Source organism: Mesorhizobium sp. WSM4813 (assembly GCF_055811555.1).
The window spans coordinates 119,535-146,102 of the sequence record NZ_JBVVQU010000008.1 but is presented as its reverse complement, the minus strand read 5'-3'; the positions used below and the strand labels follow the sequence as shown (position 1 = coordinate 146,102).

Genomic DNA, 26,568 nt, shown 5'->3' with positions numbered 1-26,568 from the left:
TCTGTTCTCGCCAGTTGAATGCAGAAACTACTTCACAGCAGCAGGGTATGGACTCACTTGAACGTCCGATGCTCTAGCGAGTATAGGAATGATCCAGCGCCCTCGAGTTAGGCGAGGATCGCGTCCACTGCAACAACTTGCAGGTCCTGCCCGGAATGGAGTTCAACTGCCGTCGTCATCCATCCTGGTCTATTCCATGCGGCGGGGGCTGAGTCCCGTCGCTCGTCCGGCCAGTCTGGTCGATCCAAAGCCAACCGATGAGACCACCGACAATGCGATCACGATCAAGGCGATCACACAGGGCATGGCATTTTCCTTTCCGTGCCGAAACCGCCGGTCAAGACGTCGGCTGCCCGTTATCTCGGTGGTTTGGTGCCGCCCGTGTCGGGTTCGGAGCCGGCGCCAACGGTCGCGTCAGGCATGACCGGGCCACGTTCTGCTTCGGAATCCTCTGCCTCGATCTCTTGCACGGCCTGATCCCAGTGCTCGCGCTCCCGTCCTTCGGGACGGCCTTCACCCTCCCGGATTTCATGGGCTCGCCGCCTGATACGCTCCTCTCTGTCCATGATCGGCCCTCCTGGTGCTTTCTAATCCCCCGATCGATGGTTTGTTCCGCGCTGCCGGACAGTTCCCGCATGAAAGAGCATGTCGAACATTCGCAAGCGAGAGAGTAGAATGAACAATATCCCTCCGGCACTTAAGATCGGGGTCCGATGAGAATTCTCGTTGTTGGCGCCACCGGCCTGATCGGCGCTCCGGTCTGTTCCCGCCTCGTTTCCGAAGGACATGAGGTGGTCGGCATCGTCCGTAGCCCTCGGGCAAATGCAGCCCGCGACTACCAGACATTGGTGCTGGACATGGCGACCGCGCTACGCCCTGAAGATTGGCTGCCGCATCTGGCAGGCGTCGATGCCGTCGTGAACTGTGCCGGGGTTCTGCAGGACAGCCCTCGCGAAAAGACCGGGCAAGTTCATCGCGATGCGGCGTCGGCTCTTTTTCGCGCCTGCGCGCGAGCCGGCGTCGCCAAGGTGATCCACTTCTCGGCAATGGGTGTCGATCGGGCACAGCCTTCGTCGTTCTCGGCGACGAAATATGCTGGCGATCAGGCCCTCATCGCACTTGATCTGGACTGGATCATCCTTCGCCCGTCCGTGGTGCTCGGCCGGCCTGTGTTTGGGGCCAGTGCATTGTTTCGCGGTCTGGCCTCGCTGCCGGTCCTGCCGTCAATGCCCGATACCGGCCGGCTACAGGTCGTGCAGCTCGAGGATGTGGTCTCGACGGTGCTTTTCTTTCTCAATCCCGGCAGTCCGTCTCGTATCGCGCTGGAACTTGCCGGTCCCGAGCAGCTGTCCATGGACGAGATCGTCGGCACTTTCCGCCGCTGGTTCGGCTGGGCTCCGGCAGCTAGGCTGGTCTTGCCGGCCTGGGTCGCCCGACTTCTCTACCGCCTCGGCGATCTTGCCGCGACGCTCGGCTGGCGGCCTCCAATGCGCACCAATGCCGCGAGGGAGATCACGCGAGGGGCGGTCGGAGATCCATCGCATTGGATGTCCCTGACCGGCATGCAGCCACAAAGCCTGGCACAGTTCCTCGCGCTCAATCCGGCAACGGTGCAGGAGAAATGGTTCGCCGGGCTTTATTTCGCCAAGCCTGCAATCTTCGTCGTCCTGCCGTTCTTCTGGATCATGACGGGGATCGTGTCGCTGACCACTGGCTACGGCAACGGCATCGGCCTCATGCAAAGCACGGGGGCTGGCATGTTGTCGGCGCCTGCCGTGATCGCCGGCGCTCTTGCAGACGTCGTCGTCGGCGCACTCATAGCCTGGCGGCCAACGGCGCGAAAAGGCCTCTACGCTGGCATCGCGCTCTCGCTGTTCTATCTGGTCGTGGGGACTTTCCTGCGCCCGGACTTGTGGAACGAACCGCTTGGGCCGTTCCTCAAGGTCTTGCCGATCATCGTCCTTCACTTTGTTGCCTTGGCAATCCTGGAGGAGCGCTGATGCTCTATTTCGCGCTGAAGTACCTGCATGTCATCGGTGCCAGCGTGCTGCTTGGCACCGGCGCCGGCATTGCCTTCTTCATGCTTCTCGCCCACAGGACCGGCAATGCTGCAACAATTGCGGCAGTGGCGCGCATCGTAGTGGTCGCCGACTTTCTCTTCACGGCAACTGCCGTCGTGGCGCAGCCTATAACCGGCGTCGCGCTCGCCTGGCTGGCGGGTTACTCGCTCTCCGAAGGCTGGATCGTGCTTTCCATCGCGCTCTATATCGTCACCGGTGTGTTCTGGCTGCCGGTGGTATGGATGCAGATGGAGATGCGCAATCTGGCGTCCGAAGCCGCCAAAGCGGGGGCACCGCTGCCGGCCCGGTATATCAGGCTTTTCTGGCTGTGGTTCGCCTTTGGCTTTCCCGCCTTTGCTTCCGTTCTCGGGATTTTCTGGCTAATGATCGCGCGACCGGCTGTCGAGTGGTAATGCCTTGCCGCGACAGATGTCGCGGCTTTCGATTTCGGCACTGGAACATCTTTCCCATGAGTGCGTTCGGCGCGGATGGATCAATCCGTGCGCAAACGCCGACATTCAGCCTCATCCGCGACTGAAGCGGATGTTCTCATTGTTGGTGGCGGACCTGCGGGGCTGGCGGCCGCTATCTATCTCGGCAGGTTCCGTCATCGGGTCGTGGTGGTCGACGCGGGTGAATCGCGCGCGATGTTGATTGCGCAAAGCCGTAACTGTCCTGGGTTTCCGGAAGGGATCAGCGGCCCCGATCTTCTGCAGCGGCTTCGCGCGCAGGCCGCCGAATACGGAGCGACACTGGTGCAGGATCAGGCCTCATCGATCGAGCCGACGGTAGGCGGGTTTGGCGCCGAGACCAACGCGGGGCGGATCGTCGCCCGCAAGATATTCCTGGCGACAGGCATCGTCGACGTGGTGCCTGCAATTCCGCGTCTGCGCGAGGCCATCGCCAGAGGCAGCGTACGCCTTTGCCCGGTTTGTGACGGCTACGAAGTCATAGATCGTCAGGTCGCGGTCATCGGCCACGAGGCGAAGGCGCTGCGAGAGGCCTTGTTCCTCAAGCAGTATACGCAGCACGTCACACTGCTCGCACGCTATCTTCCCGATTTTTCCGCCAGCACACGGCGCGTGGCCATGGAAGAGAACATTGCTGTTTGCGACACGTTCAAAAAGTTTGTTCCCACCGACAGCGGCTACCAGGCCGTCCTCAAGGACGGCGAGGTGCGCCATTTTGACGTCATCTATCCGGCGATGGGATGCCAGGTGCGTTCCGAACTCGCGCTGGCAATGGGCATCGAATGCTGCGACGAGGGCTATGTCGTCGTCGACAAGCATCAGCGGACCTCGGTCGATGGGGTGTATGCCATCGGCGACCTGGTAAAGGCCCTGAACCAGATCGCAGTCGCTTTCGGCCAGGCTGCGATCGCCGCGACAGATGCTCACAATGACCTTGCCCTCGGGTACGAATAGCTCTCGAAACGTACCTCGCTAGCGCATTTCCAGGAAAAGTGTGGAACGGTTTTCCGCTAGGAATTGCGCAAAACAAAGAGATAGAGCGGTTCGGCCATTCCATGAAACGATGAACCGCTCTAGCGCAGCATGGCTGCTATCACGAAGACCGCGGCCGCTACGAGAACGACTGCGGCAATCACCAGCACCGGCCAGTTCTTGCCAGGCTGGAGATCAGGCTCGCTTGCTACCGGCCGCATCGCATCGCCGAAGCTTGCTTCATTCGTGAACTCTGGCTGTCGCCGTGGGCCAGCCTCGGCGACAGGATTCGCCACATCTGCCGCTTCGGCGTCGGTCTCTTCAGGTGCGGCGGCAGGGTCGAACCCGGGGGTCTTGTCGTGCGTCGCCCCGGCCTGAATAGCGCCTCTCGCTTTGGCGGGCGTCTGATCTCGTTGTCCGGCCATCATGGTCTCTCCCTGGCAACCAAACTTCGATCTGCCTCCGCGGTTCCAGTCTGTGCCGCATTTGCTGGACACGGCCATTTTCTGAGCACATTCCATTTGCTGGACACATTTGGCGGATCCGGGCCTCTCCGGAACAGAGAACGCCTTTCGCAGTTGTGTTGGATCATTGCCTGGTGAGTTGGCCATGCCGTCTGCACTCGAGCAACTGGCTCAATCCGTGAAAGAGCGACGAGCGATCTTGTTCGTTGGAGCAGGGGTGTCGATGAGCGTCGGCCTGCCATCCTGGCAGAAGCTCATCGAGCATATGGAGGATGAACTCGGCCTCGACCGCGACATGGTCGACATGCCTGAACCCAGCTACCAGGCTCTTGCCGAATATTACCGGCTGAAGAATGGAGGCCTCGGTCCCTTGCGCAGCTGGATGGATCGCGAATGGAGCGTCTCGCGGGAAAAAGTCAAGGGATCGGCGATCCACAAGCTTATCGTGTCACTCGATTTCCCGATCATCTACACCACCAACTATGATCGGAACCTTGAGGTTGCTTTCGAAGTCCACGACCGCCCGTTCGTAAAAGTGGCCAATGCCAAGGATATCGCCAAGGTGAACGGCGAGGCCGCCCAGATCATCAAATACCACGGCGATTTCGACGACGATGCATCTCTGGTCCTGGCGGAGTCCGACTATTTCAAGCGGCTGTCGTTCGAATCGCCGCTGGATGTGAAGTTTCGTGCCGACGCACTGGGGCGCACCATCCTGTTCATCGGCTACAGCATGTCCGACATGAACATCCGCCTGCTGCTGTATCGGCTTTGGGAAACCTGGCGCCGGTCCGGCTACGAAAAGAACCGTCCGAAATCGTTCGTCTTCATGCCGCAACCGAGCGTCGTCCAGGAAGCGGTCCTCGGACGCTGGGGTATCGACATGCTGACCGAGGAGGCCGAGCGGCCGGAGGATGCTCTGGTGGCATTCCTGAGCAAGCTCAAGGACGGGATAGACAACACCTGAAAGGCGATGTGATGCACCGCGCTTGAAGCCGAACGGGTGACGGCAAATTCGGAACGTCGCTCTATTCGGCCCGCCGGGAACATTGTCGATCGCTGCGGCGTTCATAGCCGGGAAGGGATGCTGTTTACGGAGGCCTATTATGGGCCACTTCGATATGATCGATCTCGTTTCCGTCATTGACGCCTGCACGACCGGTCGCGCCGCAGGGCGATTGGTGTCGATGGCCAAAGCCGTGGAAGAGTTGCGGGTGCTGACCGGGGATTTCATCTCGCCGGACGAAGTCGTGGCCAATGCCCTGTCGCCGGTGGCGTGGGGACGCGGCTGCGCGGTCCTGTTCGACGAGCAGCCGGGCGCCGATATCCTGCACACGCCATGGCAAGAGGCCTGACTGCCGCAGGACGCCTGAGCGTTGCCGAATATCGGCAGCCGCGCCAGCGGGCGCCGCGTCTGCTTGCAGATGTCGCATATGCCGCAGTGGGGAGCACTGGCGGCAGTTGGAACCCGGCCGTCACGGGCCTGTTTAACCGCTGTGCATGAGGCAATCGGAGACACGCCATGACTAAGAACGAGACCCGCTACGAACATGGTGCGACCAAGTACCCGGCCAAGAAAGATGCCGACGCGTCGGACCAATTCTCCCAAGAGGCGGCCGGCAACAAGAAGCCTGCCGGCGGGATGGGCCTGACACGGTCAAGAAACGAGGTGGAGGACAAGACCCGTCAGTCCGAAGGGCAAAACCCGGCCAGTCAGTCCACGCCCAGTGCCGCGACCGAAAAGACATCCGGCGCCGGTCCCTCGATCGCCGAGCGTTCCAAGGACGCCAAGGCTCCAAAGAGCGGCCGCCAGCCAGGCGCCTACGTCAAGGAGTGACCGGCCAGGAACTGCAGTCAGCCCATCATTGTCTTCAGTGGCTCCCGAGCGAGGTTTGCTTCGATCTCCTTACGGCCTGGCGTTTGCCGCAGCGCTGTGCGCATGTTCGTGCGATATTCGTCCGGCATGCGCGGCGGCAGCATAGGTTCATACGCGTCGACGACCGCCTCTATGATCACTGGGCCTTCGGCGGCAAAAGCGGCATCAAGGACACCATCGACGTCCTCAGGCCGGGTGACGCTGTAGCCGATGCCCCCCATAGCTTCGGCGGCCAAAGCGAAATCGATCGGCTGGAGTTCGCAGGCAAATTGTGGGTTGCCGAGGAACATCATTTGCTCCCAGGCGATCTGGTTGAGCATGTTGTTCTTGATCACCAGAACCTTGAGCGGAATCTTGTAGCGTACGGCCGTCGAAAATTCGCCAAGCTGCATTGCCAGCCCGCCATCGCCCACCACCGCGAAAACCGGCCGGCCCGGAAAGGCGATCCCGCCGGCAATCGCGTAGGGCAGCCCGCAGGCCATCGATGCCAGCGAGCCGGAGACGGCGAAATCCTGTCCTGCCTTGATATCGATATGACGGGCGGCAAGTTCGGTGTTCTGACCGGAATCGCTAGCCAGGATCGCATTGGCCGGCATTCGGTCGCCGAATGCCTTGACCACGCGTTGCGGCTTGAGCGGCACGTCGTCCCGGCTTTCCGCCTCGGCCATCATCTTGCGCCAGCGCTGTAAGCTCTGTTGCGCGTCCTCAAGAAATGATCTGTCCTGCTTTGGCCTCAGCCTTTCATTGAGCAATTGCAGTGTGATGGCTGCATCGCCGACGAGACCGGCCTCCACGGGATGGCGAAGGCCGATGCGCTGCGCGTTGCGGTCTATCTGCACGCCGCGCGCCTTGCCGGGCTTGGGATAGTATTCGATGTAGGGGAAGGTCGAGCCGACGATCAGCAGCGCCTCACATTCCTCCATGATCTCCTGCGAGGTCAGCGAGCCCAATATGCCGATTCCGCCCATGACGTGCGGGTGATCGTCCGGCAGGACGGCTTTGCCGAGCAAAGCCTTGGCGACGGGTGCGGCGAGGAGTTCCGCTGTCCTCTCGAGTTCGGTCTGCGCATGCAACGCACCGCGCCCGGCGAGTATCGCCACCTTTGAGGCTGTGTTGAGAATGTCCGCTGCAAGGGCAAGTTGGGCTTCGTCGGGGCGCTTGTCCCCTTCGAACCACCGTTCGGGTGTGTGTCTTGGAACGTTGCGAGGCGAGCGCTTTGCCGACGTCTGTTCCTGGACGTCGCTGGCTATCGAGAGATGGGAGACGCCGCGTCCCGCAAGCGCGGAACGACAGGCCAGGCCGGCAACGTTTTCCATATGCGCTGCGTCGGTCACTTGCGTGTTGAAGATGGCGACGTCGTTGAAAGCGCGGGTGAGATCGACATCCTGCTGCGTGAACGTCTCGATCAGGTCGTGAAATTGCATGCCGGTTATGGCAAGGACCGGCGCCTGGTCGAGTTTTGCGTCGTAAAGGCCGGTGAGCAGGTGAGTGCCTCCTGGCCCCGACGTGGCGAGGCAGACACCGAGTTTGCCGGTCCATTTGGCATAGGCCGTCGCCATGAAGGCCGCAGATTCCTCATGCCGCACCTGTACGAAGCGGATCTTGTCTTGCCTTGTGCGCAGCGCCTCCATGATGCCGTTTATGCCGTCCCCCGGCAGGCCGAAAATCACCCGCACGTCCCAGGCGATCAATGTGTCGACAAGGATCTCGGCAGTGTTGGGCATGGTTGCCTCCTGTGTGTGTGTGGTATGCTGTTGTCCTGGGCCTGCAGCTTTATGCTCTCGCTGCGGCGTCGGGCGTCAGACGTGGACATCGGCGATCAGTCGCCGAACGACGGAGATGCCGGGATGTTCCATCGGAACGGCAGCCGTTGTGATCCGGGCAGCCGCCTGACAGGCGGCCCTCGGTCTCTGCTTGGCAAACGCCGCAAGAGACCCTGTTTGGATTCAAGCCAAGTCTCGGTTTCTCGGAAGTGGTTCGGCAAGGTGAAGTCGCGCTCGTCACGCGTGACATGCAGCCCGTGAGGGATGGCGCCGACCCTTGAAACAAAAAACCCGCCTCGGCGGCGGGTGGTCGGCGCCCTGAAACCAATAGCATAACTGCCGTCACAAAGCAACGGATCGCCAGCTCCCAACCCGGGCAATCGCTTCGGATTTGAGCCCGGGCCTCATCTCACCCTTGGCCGAGTGCAGGTTCCCGACTTGCGCCTGTCGAGCGCCGTCCGCGCCGAACAGGGTCCATTTCGCAGAGCCCAGGAACGGTTATGGCACCTGCTCGGTTGTGAGGGAAAGGAGATGTTGCATGTTTGAGAATAGCATGTGGTTGCTCGTTGTTGCAGGCGGTCCCCTGATACTGGCAATCCTGATCGCCTACGCACTCCTCACGCGACGCCATCGCGGTCCCGCAGAACGCAGGGAGAGCGAGCAGGCGACCGAGCGCTTGTACCGCGAGGAGGAGGAGAAAGATTGACGGATCATGGCAGATGCGGATGAGCAGCCCGGAGTCGATGAGCGATGGACGGTTTATTCGACCGCCATTTCGGAACGATCCCGCCGCCCTGCCATTATCGCCATAAGGACAGGCTCAGATCGTGGTGGCCCACGATTGGTCCGCTTCGGCAAGGGCCGTGGCCTCGCAATCCGGCAAGTCGATGATGCCGCCAGCGATCTGGGCCTCAAATCGAACGCAAGGCATCTTGGAGGAACCAATGGCTGGACGCAGGACGCATGAGCAGCAATTGCGCATCATTGAAAAGCGGGAGAACACCAAGGGCGCCGGCAAGGATTTCGACGCGGAGGCGGATCTGAAGCGATCAGCAGCGGAACGTGAAGCGCTGCGCAAGGGATCGGAAATCAGGTCCAAGACACCCGACCTTGTTGACCCTGATGATCGCAACATCCTTCGCGGAGAAAATCAGGAGAGCGTTCATCACAAGAACCGTCCCGACGACTGAGAATTGGAGCAAGCCTATGGCAAAAGGTAGCAAGAAGCACATCGGAGCGGGTGCACGAGGAAAGGGTTCTGGTACAGGTGCCATGACCACGACCCCAAAAGACAAGCTCGAAGAAAACCAGATCCTGTCCAACCGCGACAAGGCTCAGCATACGAAGCAGCGCGGTCTGGATTCAAAGCAGGTCGCAACTGAGCAGCGCCAGGATCACGCTGCCAATCGTTTGCGGGACTGACGGCCGCCGCCGTTGGGGCGCGGGTCGTTTGGTCCTGAACTGGGCCTCCCTTCTCAGCGGGCTGCGAGCTCAAGGGGAGGGCAGGGCTCAGGCCCATTCGCCACTGAAAAGCGGCTCTATCGGATGGCGCGATTTGGCCATTTGAGTTCGTTAGAGGGGGATGCCTGGTTCAGCTAAAACATCCCGCTCTAGCCGGCAGATCGCATCGACGATTTGCTCTCGAACTGCTCTGCCTCACGCAGCAGCCGGATCACCTCCGCGTCCGTGGTCTGCGCGAAATCCTCATAATACCGGCCCACCGCAACAAACGGCTCGGGCGTGGCGAGACAGACCACTTCCTCCACATCGGTTTTTATCAGGTCGAGCGTATCCCTGGGTGCTACCGGAACGGCCAAGACAACATGCGCGGCCTGATCCTTCCTTAGAGCCTTGAGCGCCACCCTGACCGTGCCTCCGGTCGCTATGCCGTCGTCGACGACTATGACAGTCCGGCCCAGGACCGAAGCCGCAGGCCTGCTGCCGAGATAGAGGTTTCTGCGGCGTTCGATTTCGAGCAGTTGCCGCCGTTTCTCTGCCTCGACGTAGTCGTCTGACGGCTGGACCAAAGCCATCGCCTCCTCGTTGAGGACGAGCTGCGGATTTTCCCCGTCGACGACCGCGCCGATGCCATATTCGGAATGGCCCGGCGCGCCGATCTTGCGCACAAGCAGCACGTCGAGCCGGGCACGGAGTGCCTTCGCCACTTCGTGGCCGACCGGCACTCCGCCGCGCGGCAGCGCCAGCACCAAAGGATCGGTTGCCGCGAACCCGGTCAAGGCGGCGGCAAGCTGGCGCCCCGCATCCGTTCGATCCCTGAATTTCGGCGCGTCAAAGATCATGGCGTCACTTCTGCTCCTCGACCGCGAGCTCGATCGCCTGCTTCATCTCGGCGCCAAGCGCTGCCGCATTTCCGGACAATGGAGCGCCGATCGCGATCCGGATCGCTTCCGACATTGAAATGGTCCTTGCTGCCGCAGGGCTGTTTGTCTGTCCCGAACTGCGCTTGCGCTGATCGGTTCCTTCTTGAACCGGAAAATGATGGATTCTTGGCTGCGAGCCTTGGGAGCGCGACGAAACGCTGCTGGAACAATCGATCACCTTGATGCGTTCGACTGTTCTACACCTGCCGAGGATCCTCGATGGCGCCGCGTCCTTTCTGGAAAGGCTATCTGAAGCTTTCGCTGGTGACCTGTCCGGTCGCGATGACGCCCGCTACCACCGAGAGCGAAAAGGTCCGGTTTCATACGCTCAATCGCAAGAGCGGGCAGCGGGTGGTCAGCCAATATGTCGATGCCGTCAGCGGCAAGGCCGTTGCTGAAGACGACGAGGTGAAGGGGTATCAGCGCGGCGAGGACGAATACGTCCTGCTCGAGGACGACGAGATCGACGCGGTCGCGCTGGAGAGTACGCGTACCATCGACATCGATATGTTCGTCGATGCCGACAGCATCGGCTGGATCTGGTACGACAAGCCTCACTATCTCACCCCCGACGATCCGGTCGGGGAGGAGGCATTCTCGGTCATTCGCGACGCGATGAAATCGACAGGGACAGTCGGGATATCGCGCCTGGTCATGTACCGCCGCGAGCGCGCCGTTATGCTTGAACCACGAGGCAAGGGCATCGTGCTGTGGACACTGCGTTATGGCGACGAGGTTCGCGATCCCGAGGATTATTTCGGCAAGATCGAAGACGCCAAACCCGACCCGAAACTGATGGATATGGTCTCGACCTTGATCGATGAGCGAACCAGGCAGTGGGATCCCGCCATGACCGGAGATCCCGTCCAGGCGCGGCTACTGGAGATCATTGCCTCGAAGAAGAAGGGCAAGAAGAGCCCGGCCAAGGCGAAGGCCAAGGCCGAGCAACCGCCAAGCAATGTGATCAACATCATGGATGCGCTGCGCAAGAGCCTCGGCTCGGAGGCCGGAAAGCGGAAATAAGCGCCTGGGAGCAGGCTGGGTTGGGGGACAAAGGCAGCACAATGAAGGTCATACCCCGCGATCCTGCTTTCGACAGCACCAGCCGATGACCCGCGATTTCCTCCTGCCGCTCGATACGCCTCCGATGGAGGCCAAGGCGGCCGATGCGATTCCCGAGGGAGACGGATGGCAATACGAGCGCAAATGGGATGGTTTTCGCTGCCTGGCATTTCGGCAGGATGATGCGGTGGAGTTGCGCGCAAAGTCAGGCAAGCCGCTCGGACGCTATTTTCCCGAACTCGTCGCGACATTGAAGGAATTACCGTCGCGCCGTTTTGTCGTCGACGGTGAAATCGTCATCTGGTTCAACGGCAAACCGTCGTTCGATGCGCTCCAGATGCGGCTTCATCCCGCCGAGAGCAGGATCCGCAAGCTGTCTGCGGAAACCCCGGCGCACATCGTCCTGTTCGATATGCTGTGCGACGAGCACGGAACCATCTGGTTGGCGCGGACCCTGAAAAAACGGCGAGCGATCCTTGAGGCTTTCGTCGCTTCGGCAAACCGCAGGAACATCGTGCTTTCGCACTGTACGCGCGATGTGAAGGAAGCCCGCTCCTGGTTAGGGGCTGCCGGACATGGGGCGACAGACGGCGTGGTCGCCAAGCGGCTGGACGGTCCGTACCAACCGGGGGTGCGCGCGATGGTGAAGGTAAAGCGGTTGCGGTCGGCCGATTGCGTGGTCGGCGGCTTCCGCTATCTCAGCAACAGCCGGCAGGTCGGTTCATTATTGCTGGGTCTCTACAACGAGGCCGGCAAGCTCGATCACGTCGGCTTCACCTCGACCATTGCCAAGGACGACAGGGCCGAGCTTACCCGCAAACTCCAAGCGATGCGCGAGCCACCCGGCTTCACCGGAAAAGCGCCGGGCGGGCCGAGCCGCTGGAGTACCGAGCGCAGCGGCGAATGGGAGCCGGTCCGGCCCGAATTGGTGGTCGAAGTACGCTTCGATCACGTCACCGGCGACCGTTTCCGGCATGGCACCAAGTTCCTGCGCTGGCGGCCGGACAAGGCACCGGACCAATGCACGTTTGAGCAGATCGCCTGAGTGCCTGCGGTGCGTGCTCCGTATACGGTTTTCAAGCCGCTTTCTTGCGCCGGTTTGCACGGTCCTCGATCGGTGCTGCGGCCGCTCGGAAATCCTGCCAGGGATCCGACGACAGCGACGCAAGCCGGGTCGGCGTGTTCTCGACGGTAAAATAGGCCGGTCCGATGCCGGGTCCGAGCTCGTCCCAGGCAAGCGGCATAGACACCGCTGCGCCAGGTCGTGCCCTTGTCGAATAGGGTGCGACTGCGGTCGCACCGCGCTGGTTGCGCAGATAGTCGACGAGAATTTTTCCGCGCCTTTTGGACTTGGTGATGGTCGAGACGTAGCGGTTGGGACTGTCGGCGGCCATGGAGTCGGCTATCGCCTTGGTAAAGGCTTTTACTTCTGGCCATTCCGCTTTCGGCTTCAATGGCGCCACGACGTGCAGACCCTTGCCGCCGGAGGTCTTGATGAAGGGGACCAGACCTGCATCCTTCAGTCGGTTGCGGGTCTCAACGGCGGCTTCGATCACCGCCTCCCAACTCACGCCTTCGCCGGGGTCGAGGTCCATGATGATCGTGTCCGGACGCTCCCAATCGCTCACCATCGAGCCCCAGGGGTGGATCTCCAGCGCCGCCGACTGGACGAGCCCGATCAGCCCATCGAGATCATTGATGCTGATCAGCCGCTCATCGGGCGGATCCTTAGGGTCGTGGACCAGCACGATGTTGGGGTTGAGACCCTTCCAAGCGTGCTTCTGGAAGAACTGCTCGCCCGAAATCCCGTTGGGACATCGCACCAGCGCTAACGCGCGGCCGACGATGTAGGGCGACGCATAGCGCCAGACCTCGGCATAATAATCGGCAAGACCTTCCTTGGTCACGCCCTGGTCCGGCCAATAGAGGCGGTCGGGATGGGTGAGTTTGACGGTCCGGCGCTGGGGTTGGGGCGCTGCCTTGCTCGTCTTCGGCGCTTCGCGGACGATCTCCTTCGCCGGCTTGTCTTCACGCATTCCGCGGAACGAGGCGTGGCGCAGATTGCCGTCGGCGGTCCACGCTCGGAACTCGACTTCGGCGACGAGTTCCGGCCTGACATAGCGGGCTTGCCGAGCCTCCTCGGCGGTCAGCCGCTCGTCGAACGGGCTCGACGGAATGCGTATCCGCTCGAGCTTCTTGAAGAGGCTCTCGGCGACCGCTGCCGTGTAGCCGGTGCCGACGCGCCCGACATGATGAAGCTTGCCGTCGTCATAGACACCCAGGACAAGCGAACCGATCGCGTTGCGCGAAGTTGTCGAGGGGACATAGCCGGCCACGACAAATTCCTGCCGCGCCGAGCATTTCGACTTCACCCAGTTCTTGCTGCGGCCCGAGCGGTAAGGCGCATCGCGAAGCTTGGAGACAACGCCTTCCAGGCTCAGCCGGCAGGCGTGTTGCAGGACCAGGGCGCCATTCTCCTCAAAATGCCCGCTGTAGCTGATGATGCCGTTATCACTGCCGACGATCTTTTCCAGCAATTCCTTGCGCTTGATCAACGCAACGTCGCGCAGATCGTATCCGTCGAGATGGAGCAGATCGAAGACGTAAAAACGAAAGCGATCACTGCGACCCTCGCTGAGATCGGCTTGCAGCTCGGAGAAATCGGATGCGCCGGCGGATGTCTCGACCACCAGTTCACCGTCAATCAGCGCCGTTCCGACAGGAATGTCGGCCAGCGCCGAAACGACCGCCTTTCCAAACTTCTTCGTCCAGTCGAGACCACTCCGAGTCAACAGTTTGACGCGGCCGGCTTCGATCCTGGCCTGTAGCCGGTAGCCGTCGAATTTGATCTCGTGCAGCCAGCGTTCGCCGGACGGCGCGGACGAGACCAGGGTCGCCAGCGTCGGCTCGACGAAATCGGCAAGCGCTGCCTTCCTGGCACCCTTGATCTTTGACGGCTCCGGAACGCTGACGGTGGTAGGCGGCTCTTCCGGTGGAGCGGCCCCCGTGCGGCCGCCGCGGCGCTTGCGAATGCGCCCCGTCTTGGACGACCAGCCGGGCTCTTCGCCGGCGACGTCCTCGATCTTGCGGCCGGTCGCAATGGATTCCGGCCGTTCGTCCAGAATATCGGGGTCGTCTTCGGTGCGCGCGGCGTCGTCGTCGCCTTTGATCAACAGCCAGTTCTCGCGCTTCTCCCGCGGCTTTCCGGCCATCCGCACAAGATGCCAGCGGCCGCCCAGCTTCTCGCCGTGAAGCTCGAAGTCGAGATGGCCTTTGGCATAGCCGCGATGCGCGTCGCCGATCGGCGTCCAAGTGCCTCTGTCCCATAAAATAACGGTGCCGCCGCCGTATTCGCCCTTCGGAATGGTGCCTTCGAAACCGCCATATTCCAAGGGATGATCCTCGACATGGACGGCAAGACGCTTCTCGCCGGGGATCAGGCTCGGCCCTTTTGTGACGGCCCAGCTCTTGAGCACGCCGTCCATTTCGAGACGAAAATCGTAATGGAGCCGGGTGGCATCATGCTTCTGTATGACGAAGCTGTTGCCGCTCCCGGGCGCCCTGCGCCCCTGCGGCTCCGGGGTAACGGAAAAATTGCGCTTCTTGCGGTAGGTCTCGAGCGCCATCGGTCAGCCGGCCTTCCGACGCGGTGCTGTCTGCTTCGCCTTTGTGTGGCGCGCCGGCTTTGACTTTGCCGCGGGCTTTCTTGTCGAGGGCTGCTTGCCGCCAACGCCGGCACTCTGGCGCAACGCATCCATAAGATCGACGACCTTCTCCCGCTTGGCCGGCTTCGGAACGGCGATCTTCTTGCCTTCGAGCTTTGCCTTCACAAGTTCGGCAAGCGCCGCCTCATATCGGTCGTCGAATTTGGTCGGATCGAATTTGCCCTTCTTGGTCTTGATGATGTGTTCGGCCAGATCGAGCATCTCACCCTCGATCTTCATATCGGGAATGTTGTCGAAGGCTTCCTCTGCCGAGCGCACCTCGTAGTCGAAGTTCAGCGTCGTTGCGACCAGGCCTTCGTCATAGGCGCGGATGAGCAGGGTCCGGACGCGCCGGAACAGGACGGTCTGGGCGATCGCAGCGACTTTCTTCCTGCGCATGCCTTCGCGGATCAGCCCGAATGCCTCTTCCGCGTGTTTGTCCGGCGGGGCGAGGTAATATGGCTTGTCGAAATATACGTCGTCGACATCGGAACAGCCGATGAAGGCCGAGACCGACAGCGTCTTGTCGCTCTCGGGGACGGCGGCTGCGACCTCATCGGGTTCGAGCACGACATACTCACCCGAGCTGATCTCATAGCCTTTGACCTGATCGTCCTTCTCGACGGGTTTGCCGCTATCGCTGTCGACGAACGCGCGATGCACCCTATGGCCCGTGGCGCGGTTAATCGTGTGGAAGGCGATCCGCTCTGAGGCGGAAGCTGCCGTATAGAGCGCCACCGGGCAGCTAAGTTCTCCAATTTTCAGGAAGCCCTTCCAATTTGCTCTCGGCGCCAAGACAACAGCCTCACTGTCACAAGCGTTTGCACTGGAAATGCAACGTGGCGGTGCGCGGATTTGTTCCTTGGCACCTTCACGGCGATGAGAAGGTCCTGATCAACCAGACAACCGTTCCGCTGCAACCAAATTCACGACCCGCCGTTGTCGAGCAGGAAGGGAGCGGTTGGCCATGACGAGACTATCATTGACGAGACTATCGTTTTTGTCGGCTCTGGTTGCAGCTCTGGCTTTAGCGGGCTGCAGCAACGAGGCCGAACCGACACAGGACAGCACCAGCAGCACTGAACCGACACAGAGCAACACCAACACCGTCGACCAAAATCCCGAGGTCGACAAGGATCCGACGCCGAAGTCGACCACAGGCGGCGATCAACCCGGTACGCCGCCGGCGCAATGAGGGATCGGCCGGCCGACCGGATTCTCCCGGATGCAATACGCGCGGCAAGGGCACGAGGTGTTCACCCCGACTGGCTCTGCTCGACCAGATGATAGCTATACCGGTCTCGAATGAACGCGTTGAAGAACCGGCCTTTTGACGAGGCTTTGCGGAATGTAGCGTAGGTCTGCGGCGGCACGTCGTGGTAATCGTAGCGATATCCGCTTGGGACAAACCATACGGAGAGGGTCCTCGTCGCCGGATCGTAATTCATGCTTTGAATAGCAGTTGAAGGCATTTCCCGACACTCGACCCTAACACTCGACGCGTCTGGACAATAACCCGCCCCGGCAATCCGGGTTCCCTCTCGCAAGATATGGAGGCGATGATCCGGCCGGCTCGACGCCTCCAAGGTCTTGCCGCCGCCGGCCGGCTTCACCAATTAGGGTTGATGCCATCGCTCAAAACCAAGCAGCCGGAATTCGCTGGCCAAGGCGACCTGTTTCGCGCGCCCGATACTCGTGAGCTTGGCGATCTGCCGGAAGGATTTCACTACCAGCCAGAGCTGATCACCGCCGAGGAAGAGGCTGAGCTGGTGCGGCAGCTCGAAGGTCTCGCCTTCCAGCCTTTCGACTTTCATGGCCATCTCGCAAACCGGCGCGTCGCCGGTTTTGGCCTGCGCTATGATTTTGACCAACGCAAAGTCGTCGAGGCACAGGCGATCCCTGCTTTTCTGATGCCGCTCAGGGAGAAGGTGGCGGCCTTTGCGCGGCTGCCCGCCGATGCTTTCGCTCAGGTTTTGATCAACGAGTACCGGCCCGGCGCGGGTATCGGCTGGCATCGCGACAAGCCGCATTTCGATGCCGTGGCCGGCGTTTCCCTGCTTGCGCCATGCAGCTTTCGGCTCCGCCGGAAGAACGGCACGAGATGGGACCGCGAGACCATCATCGTCGAGCCAAGATCGATTTACCTGATGACGGGTCCGGCGCGCACCGAATGGGAGCACAGTATCCCGCCGGTTGCCGCGCACCGCTATTCGATCACCTTGCGGACCCTGCATCCGCAACGGTCGCCTCGCTGAAAAGTGGTGGTTCGATGACCAGGATCGAGACCGGCTCCTGTTTTTGTGGTTCGATAAGTGCTGAGATGCATGGCGACCCGTTCTGGATTTGCTCAGATCACGATGATGATTGTCGCAAGGCCATTGGGAGCCCGCTGACCGTCTGGGTAGGCTATCGACCGGCCCAATTCAGACTGATGACCGGCACGCCGAAAACGTTCTCAAGAACCCCAGGCGTGCTCCGCACTTTCTGCGCCGATTGCGGCACATCCATAGCCTATCTCGACCAGGGGCTTCCCGAAGAACTCTATGTAACTATCGGCTTCTTCGACCACCCCGAACTTTGCGCCGCAGGCTCATGCTTATTGGGACATGAAATTGCCGTGGGTGGAATTTCCCGACGATCTGCCGCGTGTGGGACGATATTCAAGGCGGCGCGATCCGGCGGTCGGAAATCCAGCCGATCGATAACCGGCAAACGCCGCCGATGGGTCGATCTGGTGATACCGCGAACACCACGCCGTGTTGACGCTCACCTGGAAGGCGGCGGATCACGAGGACCTTGAGACGATCGTCGGTCCAAGGCCGGCAAATGGAATTCGGATCGGGCATCGGCAGCTTGAAACGGGTATCATCGCTTCTCCATGCCGCTTTCGATACCTATCTGTTGAGCGCAAGGCATAGATCGGCAACAGGCAGCAAGATTTGGCACAACGATCGGGAAGCGCAGACCTTCCACTTCATGGCGGACGCGTGCCGAAATGGCTCGGCGACCGTATGACGCGCCTTGGCGCGGTCATGTGCGAGGCGATCATTCACCATTACGGTCGCGAGGAGCTGCTGCGCCGGCTGGCGCATCCTTTCTGGTTCCAGTCGTTTGGCGCCGTCATGGGAATGGACTGGCATTCTTCCGGCATTACGACCAGCGTCATCGGCGCCCTGAAACGTGGTTTGGCTCCGCTCTCCGGCGAGCTCGGCATTCACGTATGCGGTGGCCGCGGCGCGCATTCACGCAAGACCCCGCACGAGCTTGCCGCTATCGGCGAGCGCGTCGGATTCGACGGAGCAGGCCTGGCAACTGCCAGCCGGCTCGTCGCCAAGGTTGACAGCGCCGCCGTTCAGGACGGCTTCGAGCTTTATCTGCATGGCTTCATCGTGACCGATGACGGCGACTGGGTCGTGGTGCAGCAGGGTATGAACGGCGACAGCAAGGTGGCGCGCCGCTATCATTGGCTTTCGGAAGACCTGAAAAGCTTCGTCGACCAGCCGCATGCTGCCATCGAGGGCGCCAATCAGGGCGAGATTGTCAATCTGACCGACCGCCGCGCCGACGCCTCACGCAAGGGACAGTTGGAGCTGCTGCAGGACCTCGGACCGGATCGCATTCTGAGGGAGTTTGCCGCTCTCGAGCGTGACGTGGCCGCAGAACCGGTGCCCGCCCAGCCGATGCTGCCACACCTGGTCATGCCGGCGCACCACGATGTTCGCGAAAGCGATGTCGTTATGCGCCGCCTTCATGGGAACATGGCGGCGGCTGCCGAGCGTGGCCCGGCCGATTTCTCCGAACTTCTCCTGGTCCCCGGCGTTGGGGCGCGCACGGTGCGGGCGCTGGCGCTGGTTGCCGAGGTTTTGCATGGCGCACCATGCCGTTTTTCCGATCCCGGCCGCTTCTCGCTGGCCCATGGCGGCAAGGACAGGCACCCATTCCCTGTGCCGCTGAAGGTCTATGACGAGACGATCGGCGTGCTGAAGTCCGCCGTTCACAAGGCCAAACTTGGCCGCGACGAAGAAATCGGTGCCTTGAAGCGGCTCGACGACCAGTCACGGCAGGTCGAACGCTATGTCACCGGCCCCAGCTTGAAGGAAATCGTTGCCGGAGAGTTCGATCAGTCGCATCTGCTCGGCGGTCGCAGCGTGTTCGGCTGGGAGGCCGCACCCGAGGCCCCCGCGGACGTCGAACAAATCAAACAAAAGGGATAATCGGGCCGGATCGCAGTTCAGTGGACCTGGCCCGATCCGTGTTCGGCCTCAGGCATCCAGATCGATCAAGGCGATGCCGAGTTCCGGGCGTTTTCTGCGGCGCAGGTGGCCAGGCGCTTCCACCAATGTAACTTCGAGTGTCGGCCGAACGATGCCATCGAGCAGGTGTCCGCCCCTTCGTGCTGCCATCGCGCAAGCCGAGCACCACGTGGACATGAAGGCTGGGCTTGCCGTCGTCGTCGATCGCGACATCGCCGATCGCGCTGAGCACCTCGCACTGTTCCAGCACCGGGATTTTCCGATACGTTTTTTGCTCGATGTCGAACCAGCCGACAGTCGCCTTTTCGAAGGCGCCGAGCGCGGTCAGCGAGGCGCCGCCAATATCCTGATCGAGCGCGAAAGAGGTAAGCGCCGCGAACGCTTCCTCGCCGGGATCAAGCACCACCACGAACGTCCTTTGTCCGGCGCTTTCAGCGACGAGCTGCGATTTCATGATTTCACTCCAGACGCTGTGTCGGCTTTGCGTTGTATTTCGATCGAGAGTTTGAACGGAAAGCTGGCTCGCGAGTTCCCAATAGGTTTGGTCTGGGTTTGAACATCGCCGGGCCGTTTGACCATGGCAGTGGTCCGGAACAAGATCGCGCAGGAAACATTGTTCTCCGCAGGCTATCTCTGAGGAGCGGACGTGGCGCCAACCGAGATCATGGTAAGGCATGCGCTAACGCCGCGTGAGTTCTGGATTGGTCTTGGCCGTGCCTTTGCCGGAGCGTTGATCTTCGCCGTCCCGGTGCTGATGACCATGGAAGCTTGGGCGCTGGGCTTTCACCTTCACCCACTGCGGCTCGCCCTGTTCCTCGCTGTCACTTTGCCAATGCTGGTGCTGCTGCACAAGTACGTAGGCTTTCGCCAGACAGTGGCGCTCCGCGACCGCATCGCCGATGCTTTTGTGGCCATACTTGTGGCCGCTGTGGCGGCTACTGCGGTGTTTTTTATTTTCGGCATCGTGACCGCCGAAATGCCGCTACGGGAGGTGATTGGCAAAATTGCGGTGCAGGTTGTCCCGGGCAGTTTCGGAGCATCTTTGGCACGCGCTCAGCTTGGCCCGAGTTCGTTGGAGGGGGACATCCCCGAGCCCGGCTACACCGGAGAGCTGTTCCTGATGGTGGTCGGAGCGCTGTTTCTATCGGTGAACATCGCGCCAACGGAGGAGGTCGTCCTCATCGCCTACAAGATGCAGCCATGGCAGGAAATCACCCTGGTGCTGGTCACCCTCGCTCTCATGCACGCCTTCGTCTACGAGTTCGAATTCCGCGGCTCGCACAGTCCAGAGCCAGGCGCTGGAGTCCTCAGCATCTTCTTTCGCTATGCGATCGTCGGCTATGTCCTGGTAATGCTTGTGAACCTTTATATCCTGTGGACCTTCGGCAGGACTGATGGCGCCGGCTTTTCGGAGACACTCAGTGCAGTCGTGGTTCTGTCGTTTCCCGGCGCGCTCGGGGCGGCGGTTGCGAGGCTCATTCTGTGACAAAGAATCCCGCAAAAGGCGACACGCAACAGAAGCAGCAGCCCGACGACAAAGGAAAGATCCGCAAAACCGGGACTTCGGTCACGGAGTGGGTCGTGGCGGGGATAAGCTCCGTAGCCCTGCTTGCCGTGCTCACCTATCTTGTCGTCGATGGCTTGAGCGCGCGCGATGGGACTGCCCGGATCGTTGTGCTGCCGCTCGCGGTCGCGGTCACCGAGGGCGGCTACGTGGTCGAGTTCGCCGCCACAAACAGAGCGGGGAAATCAGTTGCCGCTGTCGAGATCAAAGGTGAACTCCGCAATGGCGATGAGGTCGTCGAGGAGAGCAGCGCTACGCTCGACTATGTCCCACAGGAATCCCAACGGAAGGGCGCGTTGATCTTTCGTCGTGATCCCGAAGCCTATGACCTGCGCCTCTTTGCCAGTGGATACAGCGAACCGTGACCAGTCGGAAACACCATCGATAAAATGGAACTCGGCATGGATGACGCGGTCATCCCGGCCACGGCTTCGCCCTGCTGTACAAGCGACATGGCTGCAGCAGAACCCAAATGGCCCATGCCTTCGAGAATAATGTGCATGGCCGGTCCTTTCGCTTCCTATTCCTCCGGGGCGGTGGCAGGAGCCGTATAACGGCGACGTACAGCATCCAGAACGTGCTTGCGGCTTTCCTGCGCCGAGAGCATTTCGTCCTTTTCTGCCTCGGCGGTTTCGCGCGCCAGCTCCTTGTCCCTGATCTGATGGCGAAACCATTCGGAATAGTCGCCGGCGCGCAGGTGATGCTCCCAGGTCCTGTCGTCGATACCTTCGGCAATCTGAGCGAAGATCATCAGATTGTGGGCCCGCAGGTTCATCGCGTTGTCGGGACCTCTGAAATAGAAGCTGCCGGCCTCGTCGAGTTGACCTTCCGCATATTTGCGGCTGTGACGCTTGAGTGACTGGCGCGGCTCGATCGCTTTGACCAAGGCAGTTTTCTTGCGGGCTTGCGGCCGCCAGAACAGCACGCGCTCGCCTTTTGGCGACGGAATGTTCTTTGGCGGCTCGGTGTCCGTCTCCTGACAAAAGGCCTTGATGACATCTTTGGCCTTGGGACCGAGCGCAATGACGGCAGTGACCAGACGCAGCGCATCGGTCGAGATCGCTTCCGGATGAACGGTGATCAGGACAGTGCCCGGCAATTCCAACGACAGGACGGCGCGCGTGTCGTCGCGCCTCTTGGGCAGAAGATGATGCGCCTCGTCGATGACCAGCCAATGTGGCCTCGCCGTACGGTAGCGGAAACTGCCAAGACCGGGGAGCAGATCGGCAAAGAAGTCTGGTCGCTCATTGACCCGCAACGCCAGCCCATTGACGACCACATTGGTGTCGGGCTTTTCGATCAGGTCGAGCACTTGCGCCTTTGTCGGTTCGCTTGAGCCATCGCCTACCCGGACGGCGCCTTCGAGCCCATCATAGTCGCCCTCCGGGTCGAAAACGCAGAACTGAAAGCCGTTCTCGACGAAGCGTTCCGTCAGTGCGGTGGCCAAGGTGGATTTACCGATGCCGGAGCTCCCGGCGATCAGAACCGTGTCGGTCGGCGTCAGATAGACTTCGTCGCCGCCGACCGAACCGAGAAGGATGCCGTCCCGGCGTTTTCGGACAAATTCCCGATCACGCTTTACCAGTTTTTCGATCAGTTCCTCGACGCCTTTTCCACGCGCGCCGCGTGTTACAAGATCCGCTGTATCCTTGACCGCCGCAAGTGCATTGGCGACAGCGACGCTGCAGCCGCAGGCCTGCAGGAACGCATGATCGTTTTCAGCATCGCCAATACCGACCACATTGTGTGGCGACAGCCTGAGGTCCTCAAGTGCGGCGGCAAGCCCGGTTGCTTTGTTGATGCCGCTGGGCAGGATCATCACCGCGCCCTTGTTGAAGATGATCTCCAGTTCCAGCCCGAGTTCCCTAATGACCTCGAGAACCGTTGCCTGGTGCGGTTCCCAGGTCGCAACGATCGACCGTCCGACCGAAAGCGGCTTGACGCCGCGTTTCTTTAGCTTGGCGACGAACTTGGGCGCCGGCGCCGGGGAAATAGCACGTTCGTCCTCGCGGGCAGGCGTATAGATTAACGCCCCATTTTCGGCGACGACCTTGTCGAACACGCCGAGCTCGGGAAAAACCTGCTTGAGATCGGGCAGTTCGCGGCCAGTGACGAGGATAAGCTTGCGGCCACTTTCCTTGAACCGTTCGAGGGCTGCAAGCGTCTTCTCAGCTACGATCCCATCGTGCGCCAGCGTGCCGTCATAGTCTGTCGCCAAGGCAATGAAATACATCTGTCGACCATTTCACATCTGAGATCGCCGCTGCCACCGTCACACGTGAGGTCGCACGACGATCGAGCTGGGCGGCGACGAGCATTCAATAGCCGCCGATGATCGGCAATATCTCGCCGGTGATGTAGCTTGAGCAGTGCGGCGAGGCGAGGAACACATAGGCGGGCGCGATCTCCTCCGGTTGCGCCGGCCGTTTCATCGGCGTGTCCGCGCCAAATTTCGAGACGTCACCGGCTTGCTTGTCCGACGGGTTGAGCGGCGTCCACACCGGGCCCGGCGCTACGGCGTTCACCCGGATTCCCTTTTCGATAAGATTGCCCGAGAGCGCGCGCGTGAAGGCATGAATGCCGCCCTTGGTCATCGAATAGTCGACCAGCTGCTTTGAGCCCTCGATGCCGGTTACGGAGCCGCTGTTGATGATCGCCGAACCAGGCTTCATATGCGGCACGGCCTCCTGCGCCATGTGGAAATAGCCGTAGAGGTTGGTCTTCAGCGTCGTGTCGAAATGCTCTTCGGTCAGCTCGCTGAAGTCGCTGGAATGGATCTGGAAAGCGGCGTTGTTGACCAGCACGTCGATCCGGCCGAATTCCTTCACCACCTCGGCCACAGCATTGTGGCAGTGGTCGCGTTCGCTGACGTCGGCCTTTATCAGCATACAGCGCCGGCCTTCGGCTTCGACGGCCCTCTTCGTCTCTTCGGCGTCCTTGTCCTCGGAAAGATAGACGATCGCCACATCGGCCCCTTCGCGCGCATAGAGCACGGCCACGGCTCGGCCGATGCCGGAATCGCCGCCGGTGATGACGGCCACTTTGCCGTCTAGCTTTTTCGATCCGATATAGAATGGCGCGTCATAGAGCGGCGCCGGCTCAATCGCCCATTCGTGCCCGGGCTTCGGCTGGTGCTGTTCGGGGAAGGGCGGCTCGGGATATTTGCGTGCTCCGGCCTGCATGGCGCCTTGTTGCTTGCCGCGGCCCTTCGATTTGTCCTTGGCGTCGATGCCGCGCTGGATGTGGCGTTGCTTGGCAGCCTCGCCGGCGATTTCCGATTTCATCTGCATGGCTGTCTCCTTGGCTTGGAGAAGGGACAACGCATGTCCGGCGAAAAAGTTTAGGCGACGGTGTCATTCCTTCGGTAGCGAATCCAAACGCCAGGAAATCGAAGGGGGCCTTGCCCAACTGGCAACGAATGACGCGGCCGGACGTTTGGGCACGAGCGGTGTCCGGGAACCTGAAGGCGCGCCCGCCAGGTAGAAGGTAGTCCGAGGCTGGTGACCTAAGATTTCCCGCTTCTCGGCCGTACAGGCGATCTTGTCACCGGATCGCACCAAGGGAGAGGAACATGGCTGAACGTCTCACCAAACCAAACGGGCCGGATCTGGTCGCGGGCATCGCGTTATCCGACCTTGCCGATGGCGCAAAGCTCCTCGGCCATTGCGGCGATGAGCAGGTGCTGCTGGTGCGCCGCGGGGCCGAGGTCTTCGCCATCGGGGCGACATGCACACATTATGGCGGGCCGCTCGTCGACGGTCTTGTGGTGGAAGACACCGTCCGGTGTCCCTGGCATCACGCGTGCTTCGATTTGCGAACAGGCGAAGCCTTGCGCGCCCCTGCTTTCAGTCCACTCGCTTGCTGGTCGGTGGAACAACGCGATGATCGGATATTCGTGGGCGAGAAGCGCAAACGGACGGCACCGAAGCAGCGCATTGGCGGCTCCGGCCAGGTTCCAGAGAAAATCGTCATTGTCGGTGGCGGCGCGGCCGGTTTCGCGGCGGCAGAAAAACTGCGGCGCGAACACTATCAAGGCAGCATCGTCATGCTCAGCAACGACGAAGCGCCGCCCGTTGATCGGCCCAATCTTTCCAAGGACTACCTCGCCGGCAAAGCACCGGAGGATTGGATTCCGCTCCGCGGGGAAAACTTCTATTCGAAGAACGATATCGACCTGCGCCTCAATGCGAACGTCGCCAGCATCGATGCACGTTCTGGCGAAGTTGTGCTCGCGGACGGAGCCCGGATTCCTTACGACAGGCTACTCCTTGCGACCGGAGCCGAACCGGTTCACCTGACCATACCCGGCGCCGACCAGCCACACGTTCACACGTTGCGCTCGTTCGCAGACTGCAAGGCGCCGAGCGAGCCACGACTGCGCGCCGCGCCGTCGTTCTTGGCGCCAGTTTCATTGGCCTAGAAGTTGCCGCCGCCCTGCGCTCGCGTGATATCGAAGTTCATGTCGTGGCGCCGGAAAAACGACCCATGGAGCGGATTCTTGGTCCGCAAATGGGCGATTTCATCCGCGCCCTCCATGAGGAGAATGGTGTCGTATTCCATCTCGAGGACACCGCCAGCAGCATCGACGGCAGCAAGGTGAAACTCAGCAGTGGCGATACGTTGGCGGCGGATTTCGTCGTCGCCGGCATCGGCGTGCGACCGCGGACAGGGCTTGCCGAAACGGCGGGGCTGACCGTCGACGACGGTGTCGTCGTGAACGCGTTTCTAGAGACGAGCGCACCAGGCATCTTCGCGGCCGGCGACATTGCGCGGTGGCCAGATCCTCACAGTGGCGAGAACATTCGAGTCGAGCATTGGGTGGTTGCAGAGAGGCAGGGGCAAACCGCGGCCGTCAACATGCTCGGCCATCGCGAGAAATTCGTCGCCGTGCCGTTCTTCTGGAGCCAGCATTACGATGTTCCCATCAACTACGTCGGCCATGCCGCGCAATGGGACTAGATCCGATGGAGACATCATTGCCAAGGATTGCCTGCTCCGCTTCAAGCGCGAAGGGCGCACGCTGGCTGTCGCTTCGATCTTCCGCGACATGGAAGTCTAGGGGCCGAGGTAGAAATGGAGCGCCAAATGACCTAGCGAAGTGGGCGCCGTACGGCCGGGTTTAACCTGCGCAATCAGTCTCGGCGCGCAATGATCCAGTCGGTTGCAGCCGCGAGATCGGCGACGGTTGCGGTCGGACGCGGATCAAACCGTTTCTCATCGCCCTGCCGGTATTTGCCTGTCCGCACCAGCAATGCGCCCGAAAGTCCGGCGCGCAGGGCGCCAGCTATATCGGCCTCGGCGTCGTCGCCGACCATGATCGCCTGATCCGCCGGACAGTCCATGCTTGCCAGCGCCGACAGAAAGAATGCCGGCGAGGGCTTGCCGAGAACGGTTGCGCGTTTCAGGGAGGCAAATTCCAATGCCGCGACGAATGGCCCTGCATCGAGGCTGAGCCCGCCGTCAGCATCCCGAAACGTCCGGTTGGTGGCAAGGGCCAGCAATTCGGCCCCGGCGCTCAGCTCGCGGAACGCGTCATTCAACGCCGCATAGGTGAAGGCGTCTCCGGCATCGCCGACGATGACGGCGCGCTTGTCGCGATCCGGCAGGTCGCAAAAATCCGGCGCAAGGCCGGGGTGAACCAACAAGTATGGCGCACGGCCATTGCGAAGCAGCCATCCGCGAGCAGCGTGCGCCGGCGTGAAAACATCTGCATTGGTAACGGTGAGTCCCATCGCCTCCAGACGTTCGAGGACCCTCTGTTTCGACGAGCGCGTGGTATTGCTTACGAAGCGTACGGCCAGACCGGCCTGGCGCAAACGCGCGATGGCGTTGATCCCGCCTGGTATGGCGGTCTCGCCATCATAGATGACGCCTGCGAGGTCCAGCAGTACACCCCTTGTCATCGGTCCAGCATGACCACGAGTCCGCCATGCGTCAAATCCGGAACAAGGCCAGGGTTGTTCCTTTGGATCAGGGCGGGCAGGCGCACTCGATTAACC

General features: G+C 61.2%; 27 protein-coding genes and 2 pseudogenes. 18 read left to right on the top strand and 11 right to left on the bottom strand.

Features of this window, described 5'->3' with window-relative positions:
- Positions 1-356 precede the first annotated feature (356 nt).
- Positions 357-566, bottom strand: coding sequence for a DUF2934 domain-containing protein (locus AC0L25_RS06960; protein ID WP_473594799.1), 210 nt, complete (start codon positions 564-566; stop codon positions 357-359).
- Between the two features lie 147 nt (positions 567-713).
- Between AC0L25_RS06960 and AC0L25_RS06955 the strand changes: the two genes are divergently transcribed.
- The 3 genes from AC0L25_RS06955 to AC0L25_RS06945 all read left to right on the top strand — a co-directional run bounded on the left by AC0L25_RS06955 (position 714) and on the right by AC0L25_RS06945 (position 3,484).
- Positions 714-2,000, top strand: a complete 1,287-nt coding sequence (locus tag AC0L25_RS06955; protein WP_473594798.1) for an SDR family oxidoreductase — start codon at positions 714-716, stop codon at positions 1,998-2,000.
- Positions 2,000-2,473 (top strand): DUF2269 family protein, encoded by a 474-nt coding sequence (locus AC0L25_RS06950; RefSeq protein ID WP_473594797.1) that lies wholly within the window; start codon positions 2,000-2,002, stop codon positions 2,471-2,473. Before AC0L25_RS06955 ends, AC0L25_RS06950 begins: the two co-directional genes overlap by 1 nt.
- 87 nt (positions 2,474-2,560) lie before the next feature.
- Positions 2,561-3,484, top strand: coding sequence for an NAD(P)/FAD-dependent oxidoreductase (locus AC0L25_RS06945; RefSeq protein WP_473594796.1), 924 nt, complete (start codon positions 2,561-2,563; stop codon positions 3,482-3,484).
- 119 nt (positions 3,485-3,603) lie between these two features.
- Here the strand turns inward: AC0L25_RS06945 and AC0L25_RS06940 are convergent, their stop codons facing one another.
- A complete protein-coding gene (locus AC0L25_RS06940) occupies positions 3,604-3,927 on the bottom strand; it encodes a hypothetical protein (protein ID WP_473594808.1) in 324 nt (107 codons plus the stop codon).
- A 184-nt stretch (positions 3,928-4,111) separates the two neighbouring features.
- Here AC0L25_RS06940 and AC0L25_RS06935 point away from each other — a divergent pair, with 184 nt between their 5' ends.
- From AC0L25_RS06935 to AC0L25_RS06925, 3 genes are all read left to right on the top strand, one after another.
- Positions 4,112-4,933, top strand: coding sequence for an SIR2 family NAD-dependent protein deacylase (locus tag AC0L25_RS06935; protein WP_473594795.1), 822 nt, complete (start codon positions 4,112-4,114; stop codon positions 4,931-4,933).
- A gap of 139 nt (positions 4,934-5,072) precedes the next feature.
- Positions 5,073-5,321, top strand: coding sequence for a hypothetical protein (locus AC0L25_RS06930; RefSeq protein WP_473594794.1), 249 nt, complete (start codon positions 5,073-5,075; stop codon positions 5,319-5,321).
- Between the two features lie 167 nt (positions 5,322-5,488).
- Positions 5,489-5,803 (top strand): hypothetical protein, encoded by a 315-nt coding sequence (locus tag AC0L25_RS06925; protein ID WP_473594793.1) that lies wholly within the window; start codon positions 5,489-5,491, stop codon positions 5,801-5,803.
- A gap of 17 nt (positions 5,804-5,820) precedes the next feature.
- On the opposite strand, the gene AC0L25_RS06920 is transcribed toward AC0L25_RS06925, so the two are convergent.
- Positions 5,821-7,566, bottom strand: coding sequence for a thiamine pyrophosphate-dependent enzyme (locus AC0L25_RS06920; protein ID WP_473594792.1), 1,746 nt, complete (start codon positions 7,564-7,566; stop codon positions 5,821-5,823).
- A gap of 577 nt (positions 7,567-8,143) precedes the next feature.
- Between AC0L25_RS06920 and AC0L25_RS06915 the strand changes: the two genes are divergently transcribed.
- The 3 genes from AC0L25_RS06915 (at position 8,144) to AC0L25_RS06905 (ending at position 9,027) form a co-directional block, all read left to right on the top strand.
- Complete coding sequence (locus tag AC0L25_RS06915) at positions 8,144-8,311, top strand: hypothetical protein (protein WP_473594791.1); 168 nt, start codon at positions 8,144-8,146, stop codon at positions 8,309-8,311.
- A gap of 238 nt (positions 8,312-8,549) precedes the next feature.
- Complete coding sequence (locus tag AC0L25_RS06910) at positions 8,550-8,795, top strand: hypothetical protein (protein ID WP_029356303.1); 246 nt, start codon at positions 8,550-8,552, stop codon at positions 8,793-8,795.
- Between the two features lie 16 nt (positions 8,796-8,811).
- The gene (locus tag AC0L25_RS06905; protein WP_473594790.1) at positions 8,812-9,027 is read left to right on the top strand and encodes a hypothetical protein; all 216 of its coding nucleotides are present in this window, start codon (positions 8,812-8,814) and stop codon (positions 9,025-9,027) included.
- Positions 9,028-9,215: 188 nt separating this feature from the next.
- Here AC0L25_RS06905 and AC0L25_RS06900 read toward each other — a convergent pair whose 3' ends face one another.
- The gene (locus AC0L25_RS06900; RefSeq protein ID WP_473594789.1) at positions 9,216-9,905 is read right to left on the bottom strand and encodes a phosphoribosyltransferase; all 690 of its coding nucleotides are present in this window, start codon (positions 9,903-9,905) and stop codon (positions 9,216-9,218) included.
- Between the two features lie 300 nt (positions 9,906-10,205).
- Here AC0L25_RS06900 and ku (AC0L25_RS06895) point away from each other — a divergent pair, with 300 nt between their 5' ends.
- The gene (gene ku / locus AC0L25_RS06895) at positions 10,206-11,009 is read left to right on the top strand and encodes a non-homologous end joining protein Ku (protein ID WP_473594788.1); all 804 of its coding nucleotides are present in this window, start codon (positions 10,206-10,208) and stop codon (positions 11,007-11,009) included.
- Between the two features lie 85 nt (positions 11,010-11,094).
- Positions 11,095-12,093 (top strand): ATP-dependent DNA ligase, encoded by a 999-nt coding sequence (locus AC0L25_RS06890; RefSeq protein WP_473594787.1) that lies wholly within the window; start codon positions 11,095-11,097, stop codon positions 12,091-12,093.
- A gap of 31 nt (positions 12,094-12,124) precedes the next feature.
- Here AC0L25_RS06890 and ligD read toward each other — a convergent pair whose 3' ends face one another.
- Positions 12,125-14,674: a DNA ligase D gene (gene ligD / locus AC0L25_RS06885; protein WP_473594786.1), complete on the bottom strand. Its 2,550-nt coding sequence runs from the start codon at positions 14,672-14,674 to the stop codon at positions 12,125-12,127.
- Positions 14,675-14,677: 3 nt separating this feature from the next.
- Positions 14,678-15,547, bottom strand: a complete 870-nt coding sequence (gene ku, locus AC0L25_RS06880; RefSeq protein ID WP_473594785.1) for a non-homologous end joining protein Ku — start codon at positions 15,545-15,547, stop codon at positions 14,678-14,680.
- 205 nt (positions 15,548-15,752) lie between these two features.
- Here ku (AC0L25_RS06880) and AC0L25_RS06875 point away from each other — a divergent pair, with 205 nt between their 5' ends.
- Positions 15,753-15,947, top strand: a complete 195-nt coding sequence (locus AC0L25_RS06875; RefSeq protein ID WP_473594784.1) for a hypothetical protein — start codon at positions 15,753-15,755, stop codon at positions 15,945-15,947.
- 61 nt (positions 15,948-16,008) lie between these two features.
- Here the strand turns inward: AC0L25_RS06875 and AC0L25_RS06870 are convergent, their stop codons facing one another.
- Complete coding sequence (locus AC0L25_RS06870; RefSeq protein ID WP_473594783.1) at positions 16,009-16,224, bottom strand: KTSC domain-containing protein; 216 nt, start codon at positions 16,222-16,224, stop codon at positions 16,009-16,011.
- Between the two features lie 153 nt (positions 16,225-16,377).
- Here AC0L25_RS06870 and AC0L25_RS06865 point away from each other — a divergent pair, with 153 nt between their 5' ends.
- The 3 genes from AC0L25_RS06865 to AC0L25_RS06855 all read left to right on the top strand — a co-directional run bounded on the left by AC0L25_RS06865 (position 16,378) and on the right by AC0L25_RS06855 (position 18,966).
- Positions 16,378-17,007, top strand: a complete 630-nt coding sequence (locus AC0L25_RS06865) for an alpha-ketoglutarate-dependent dioxygenase AlkB (RefSeq protein WP_473594782.1) — start codon at positions 16,378-16,380, stop codon at positions 17,005-17,007.
- A gap of 14 nt (positions 17,008-17,021) precedes the next feature.
- A complete protein-coding gene (locus AC0L25_RS06860; RefSeq protein WP_473594781.1) occupies positions 17,022-17,552 on the top strand; it encodes a GFA family protein in 531 nt (176 codons plus the stop codon).
- Between the two features lie 139 nt (positions 17,553-17,691).
- Positions 17,692-18,966 (top strand): DUF763 domain-containing protein, encoded by a 1,275-nt coding sequence (locus AC0L25_RS06855; RefSeq protein ID WP_473594780.1) that lies wholly within the window; start codon positions 17,692-17,694, stop codon positions 18,964-18,966.
- A gap of 48 nt (positions 18,967-19,014) precedes the next feature.
- Here the strand turns inward: AC0L25_RS06855 and AC0L25_RS06850 are convergent.
- Positions 19,015-19,459, bottom strand: a pseudogene (locus tag AC0L25_RS06850) (PPC domain-containing DNA-binding protein).
- Positions 19,460-19,669: 210 nt separating this feature from the next.
- Here AC0L25_RS06850 and AC0L25_RS06845 point away from each other — a divergent pair.
- Together AC0L25_RS06845 and AC0L25_RS06840 are read left to right on the top strand one after the other, a co-directional pair.
- A complete protein-coding gene (locus AC0L25_RS06845; protein WP_473594807.1) occupies positions 19,670-20,491 on the top strand; it encodes a TIGR02587 family membrane protein in 822 nt (273 codons plus the stop codon).
- Positions 20,488-20,934, top strand: a complete 447-nt coding sequence (locus AC0L25_RS06840; RefSeq protein ID WP_473594779.1) for a TIGR02588 family protein — start codon at positions 20,488-20,490, stop codon at positions 20,932-20,934. Before AC0L25_RS06845 ends, AC0L25_RS06840 begins: the two co-directional genes overlap by 4 nt.
- A gap of 155 nt (positions 20,935-21,089) precedes the next feature.
- On the opposite strand, the gene AC0L25_RS06835 is transcribed toward AC0L25_RS06840, so the two are convergent.
- Positions 21,090-22,802, bottom strand: coding sequence for an HAD family hydrolase (locus tag AC0L25_RS06835; RefSeq protein WP_473594778.1), 1,713 nt, complete (start codon positions 22,800-22,802; stop codon positions 21,090-21,092).
- Between the two features lie 85 nt (positions 22,803-22,887).
- Positions 22,888-23,859, bottom strand: a complete 972-nt coding sequence (locus tag AC0L25_RS06830; protein WP_473594777.1) for an SDR family oxidoreductase — start codon at positions 23,857-23,859, stop codon at positions 22,888-22,890.
- A gap of 281 nt (positions 23,860-24,140) precedes the next feature.
- On the opposite strand from AC0L25_RS06830, the pseudogene AC0L25_RS06825 reads away from it, so the two are divergent.
- Positions 24,141-25,663: pseudogene (locus tag AC0L25_RS06825) on the top strand (FAD-dependent oxidoreductase).
- Positions 25,664-25,701: 38 nt separating this feature from the next.
- Here the strand turns inward: AC0L25_RS06825 and AC0L25_RS06820 are convergent.
- Positions 25,702-26,472, bottom strand: a complete 771-nt coding sequence (locus tag AC0L25_RS06820) for a TIGR01458 family HAD-type hydrolase (protein ID WP_473594776.1) — start codon at positions 26,470-26,472, stop codon at positions 25,702-25,704.
- Positions 26,473-26,568 lie beyond the last annotated feature (96 nt).

Excerpts from the sequence above, each read along its gene's own strand:
- AC0L25_RS06960 (WP_473594799.1), bottom strand. The coding sequence starts at position 566 with ATGGACAGAGAGGAGCGTATCAGGCGGCGAGCCCATGAAATCCGGGAG.
- AC0L25_RS06955 (WP_473594798.1), top strand. The coding sequence starts at position 714 with ATGAGAATTCTCGTTGTTGGCGCCACCGGCCTGATCGGCGCTCCGGTC.
- AC0L25_RS06950 (WP_473594797.1), top strand. The coding sequence starts at position 2,000 with ATGCTCTATTTCGCGCTGAAGTACCTGCATGTCATCGGTGCCAGCGTG.
- AC0L25_RS06940 (WP_473594808.1), bottom strand. The coding sequence starts at position 3,927 with ATGGCCGGACAACGAGATCAGACGCCCGCCAAAGCGAGAGGCGCTATT.
- AC0L25_RS06935 (WP_473594795.1), top strand. The coding sequence starts at position 4,112 with ATGCCGTCTGCACTCGAGCAACTGGCTCAATCCGTGAAAGAGCGACGA.
- AC0L25_RS06930 (WP_473594794.1), top strand. The coding sequence starts at position 5,073 with ATGGGCCACTTCGATATGATCGATCTCGTTTCCGTCATTGACGCCTGC.
- AC0L25_RS06925 (WP_473594793.1), top strand. The coding sequence starts at position 5,489 with ATGACTAAGAACGAGACCCGCTACGAACATGGTGCGACCAAGTACCCG.
- AC0L25_RS06920 (WP_473594792.1), bottom strand. The coding sequence starts at position 7,566 with ATGCCCAACACTGCCGAGATCCTTGTCGACACATTGATCGCCTGGGAC.
- AC0L25_RS06915 (WP_473594791.1), top strand. The coding sequence starts at position 8,144 with ATGTTTGAGAATAGCATGTGGTTGCTCGTTGTTGCAGGCGGTCCCCTG.
- AC0L25_RS06910 (WP_029356303.1), top strand. The coding sequence starts at position 8,550 with ATGGCTGGACGCAGGACGCATGAGCAGCAATTGCGCATCATTGAAAAG.
- AC0L25_RS06905 (WP_473594790.1), top strand. The coding sequence starts at position 8,812 with ATGGCAAAAGGTAGCAAGAAGCACATCGGAGCGGGTGCACGAGGAAAG.
- AC0L25_RS06900 (WP_473594789.1), bottom strand. The coding sequence starts at position 9,905 with ATGATCTTTGACGCGCCGAAATTCAGGGATCGAACGGATGCGGGGCGC.
- ku (WP_473594788.1), top strand. The coding sequence starts at position 10,206 with ATGGCGCCGCGTCCTTTCTGGAAAGGCTATCTGAAGCTTTCGCTGGTG.
- AC0L25_RS06890 (WP_473594787.1), top strand. The coding sequence starts at position 11,095 with ATGACCCGCGATTTCCTCCTGCCGCTCGATACGCCTCCGATGGAGGCC.
- ligD (WP_473594786.1), bottom strand. The coding sequence starts at position 14,674 with ATGGCGCTCGAGACCTACCGCAAGAAGCGCAATTTTTCCGTTACCCCG.
- AC0L25_RS06870 (WP_473594783.1), bottom strand. The coding sequence starts at position 16,224 with ATGCCTTCAACTGCTATTCAAAGCATGAATTACGATCCGGCGACGAGG.
- AC0L25_RS06865 (WP_473594782.1), top strand. The coding sequence starts at position 16,378 with ATGCCATCGCTCAAAACCAAGCAGCCGGAATTCGCTGGCCAAGGCGAC.
- AC0L25_RS06860 (WP_473594781.1), top strand. The coding sequence starts at position 17,022 with ATGACCAGGATCGAGACCGGCTCCTGTTTTTGTGGTTCGATAAGTGCT.
- AC0L25_RS06845 (WP_473594807.1), top strand. The coding sequence starts at position 19,670 with ATGGTAAGGCATGCGCTAACGCCGCGTGAGTTCTGGATTGGTCTTGGC.
- AC0L25_RS06835 (WP_473594778.1), bottom strand. The coding sequence starts at position 22,802 with ATGTATTTCATTGCCTTGGCGACAGACTATGACGGCACGCTGGCGCAC.
- AC0L25_RS06830 (WP_473594777.1), bottom strand. The coding sequence starts at position 23,859 with ATGCAGATGAAATCGGAAATCGCCGGCGAGGCTGCCAAGCAACGCCAC.
- AC0L25_RS06820 (WP_473594776.1), bottom strand. The coding sequence starts at position 26,472 with ATGACAAGGGGTGTACTGCTGGACCTCGCAGGCGTCATCTATGATGGC.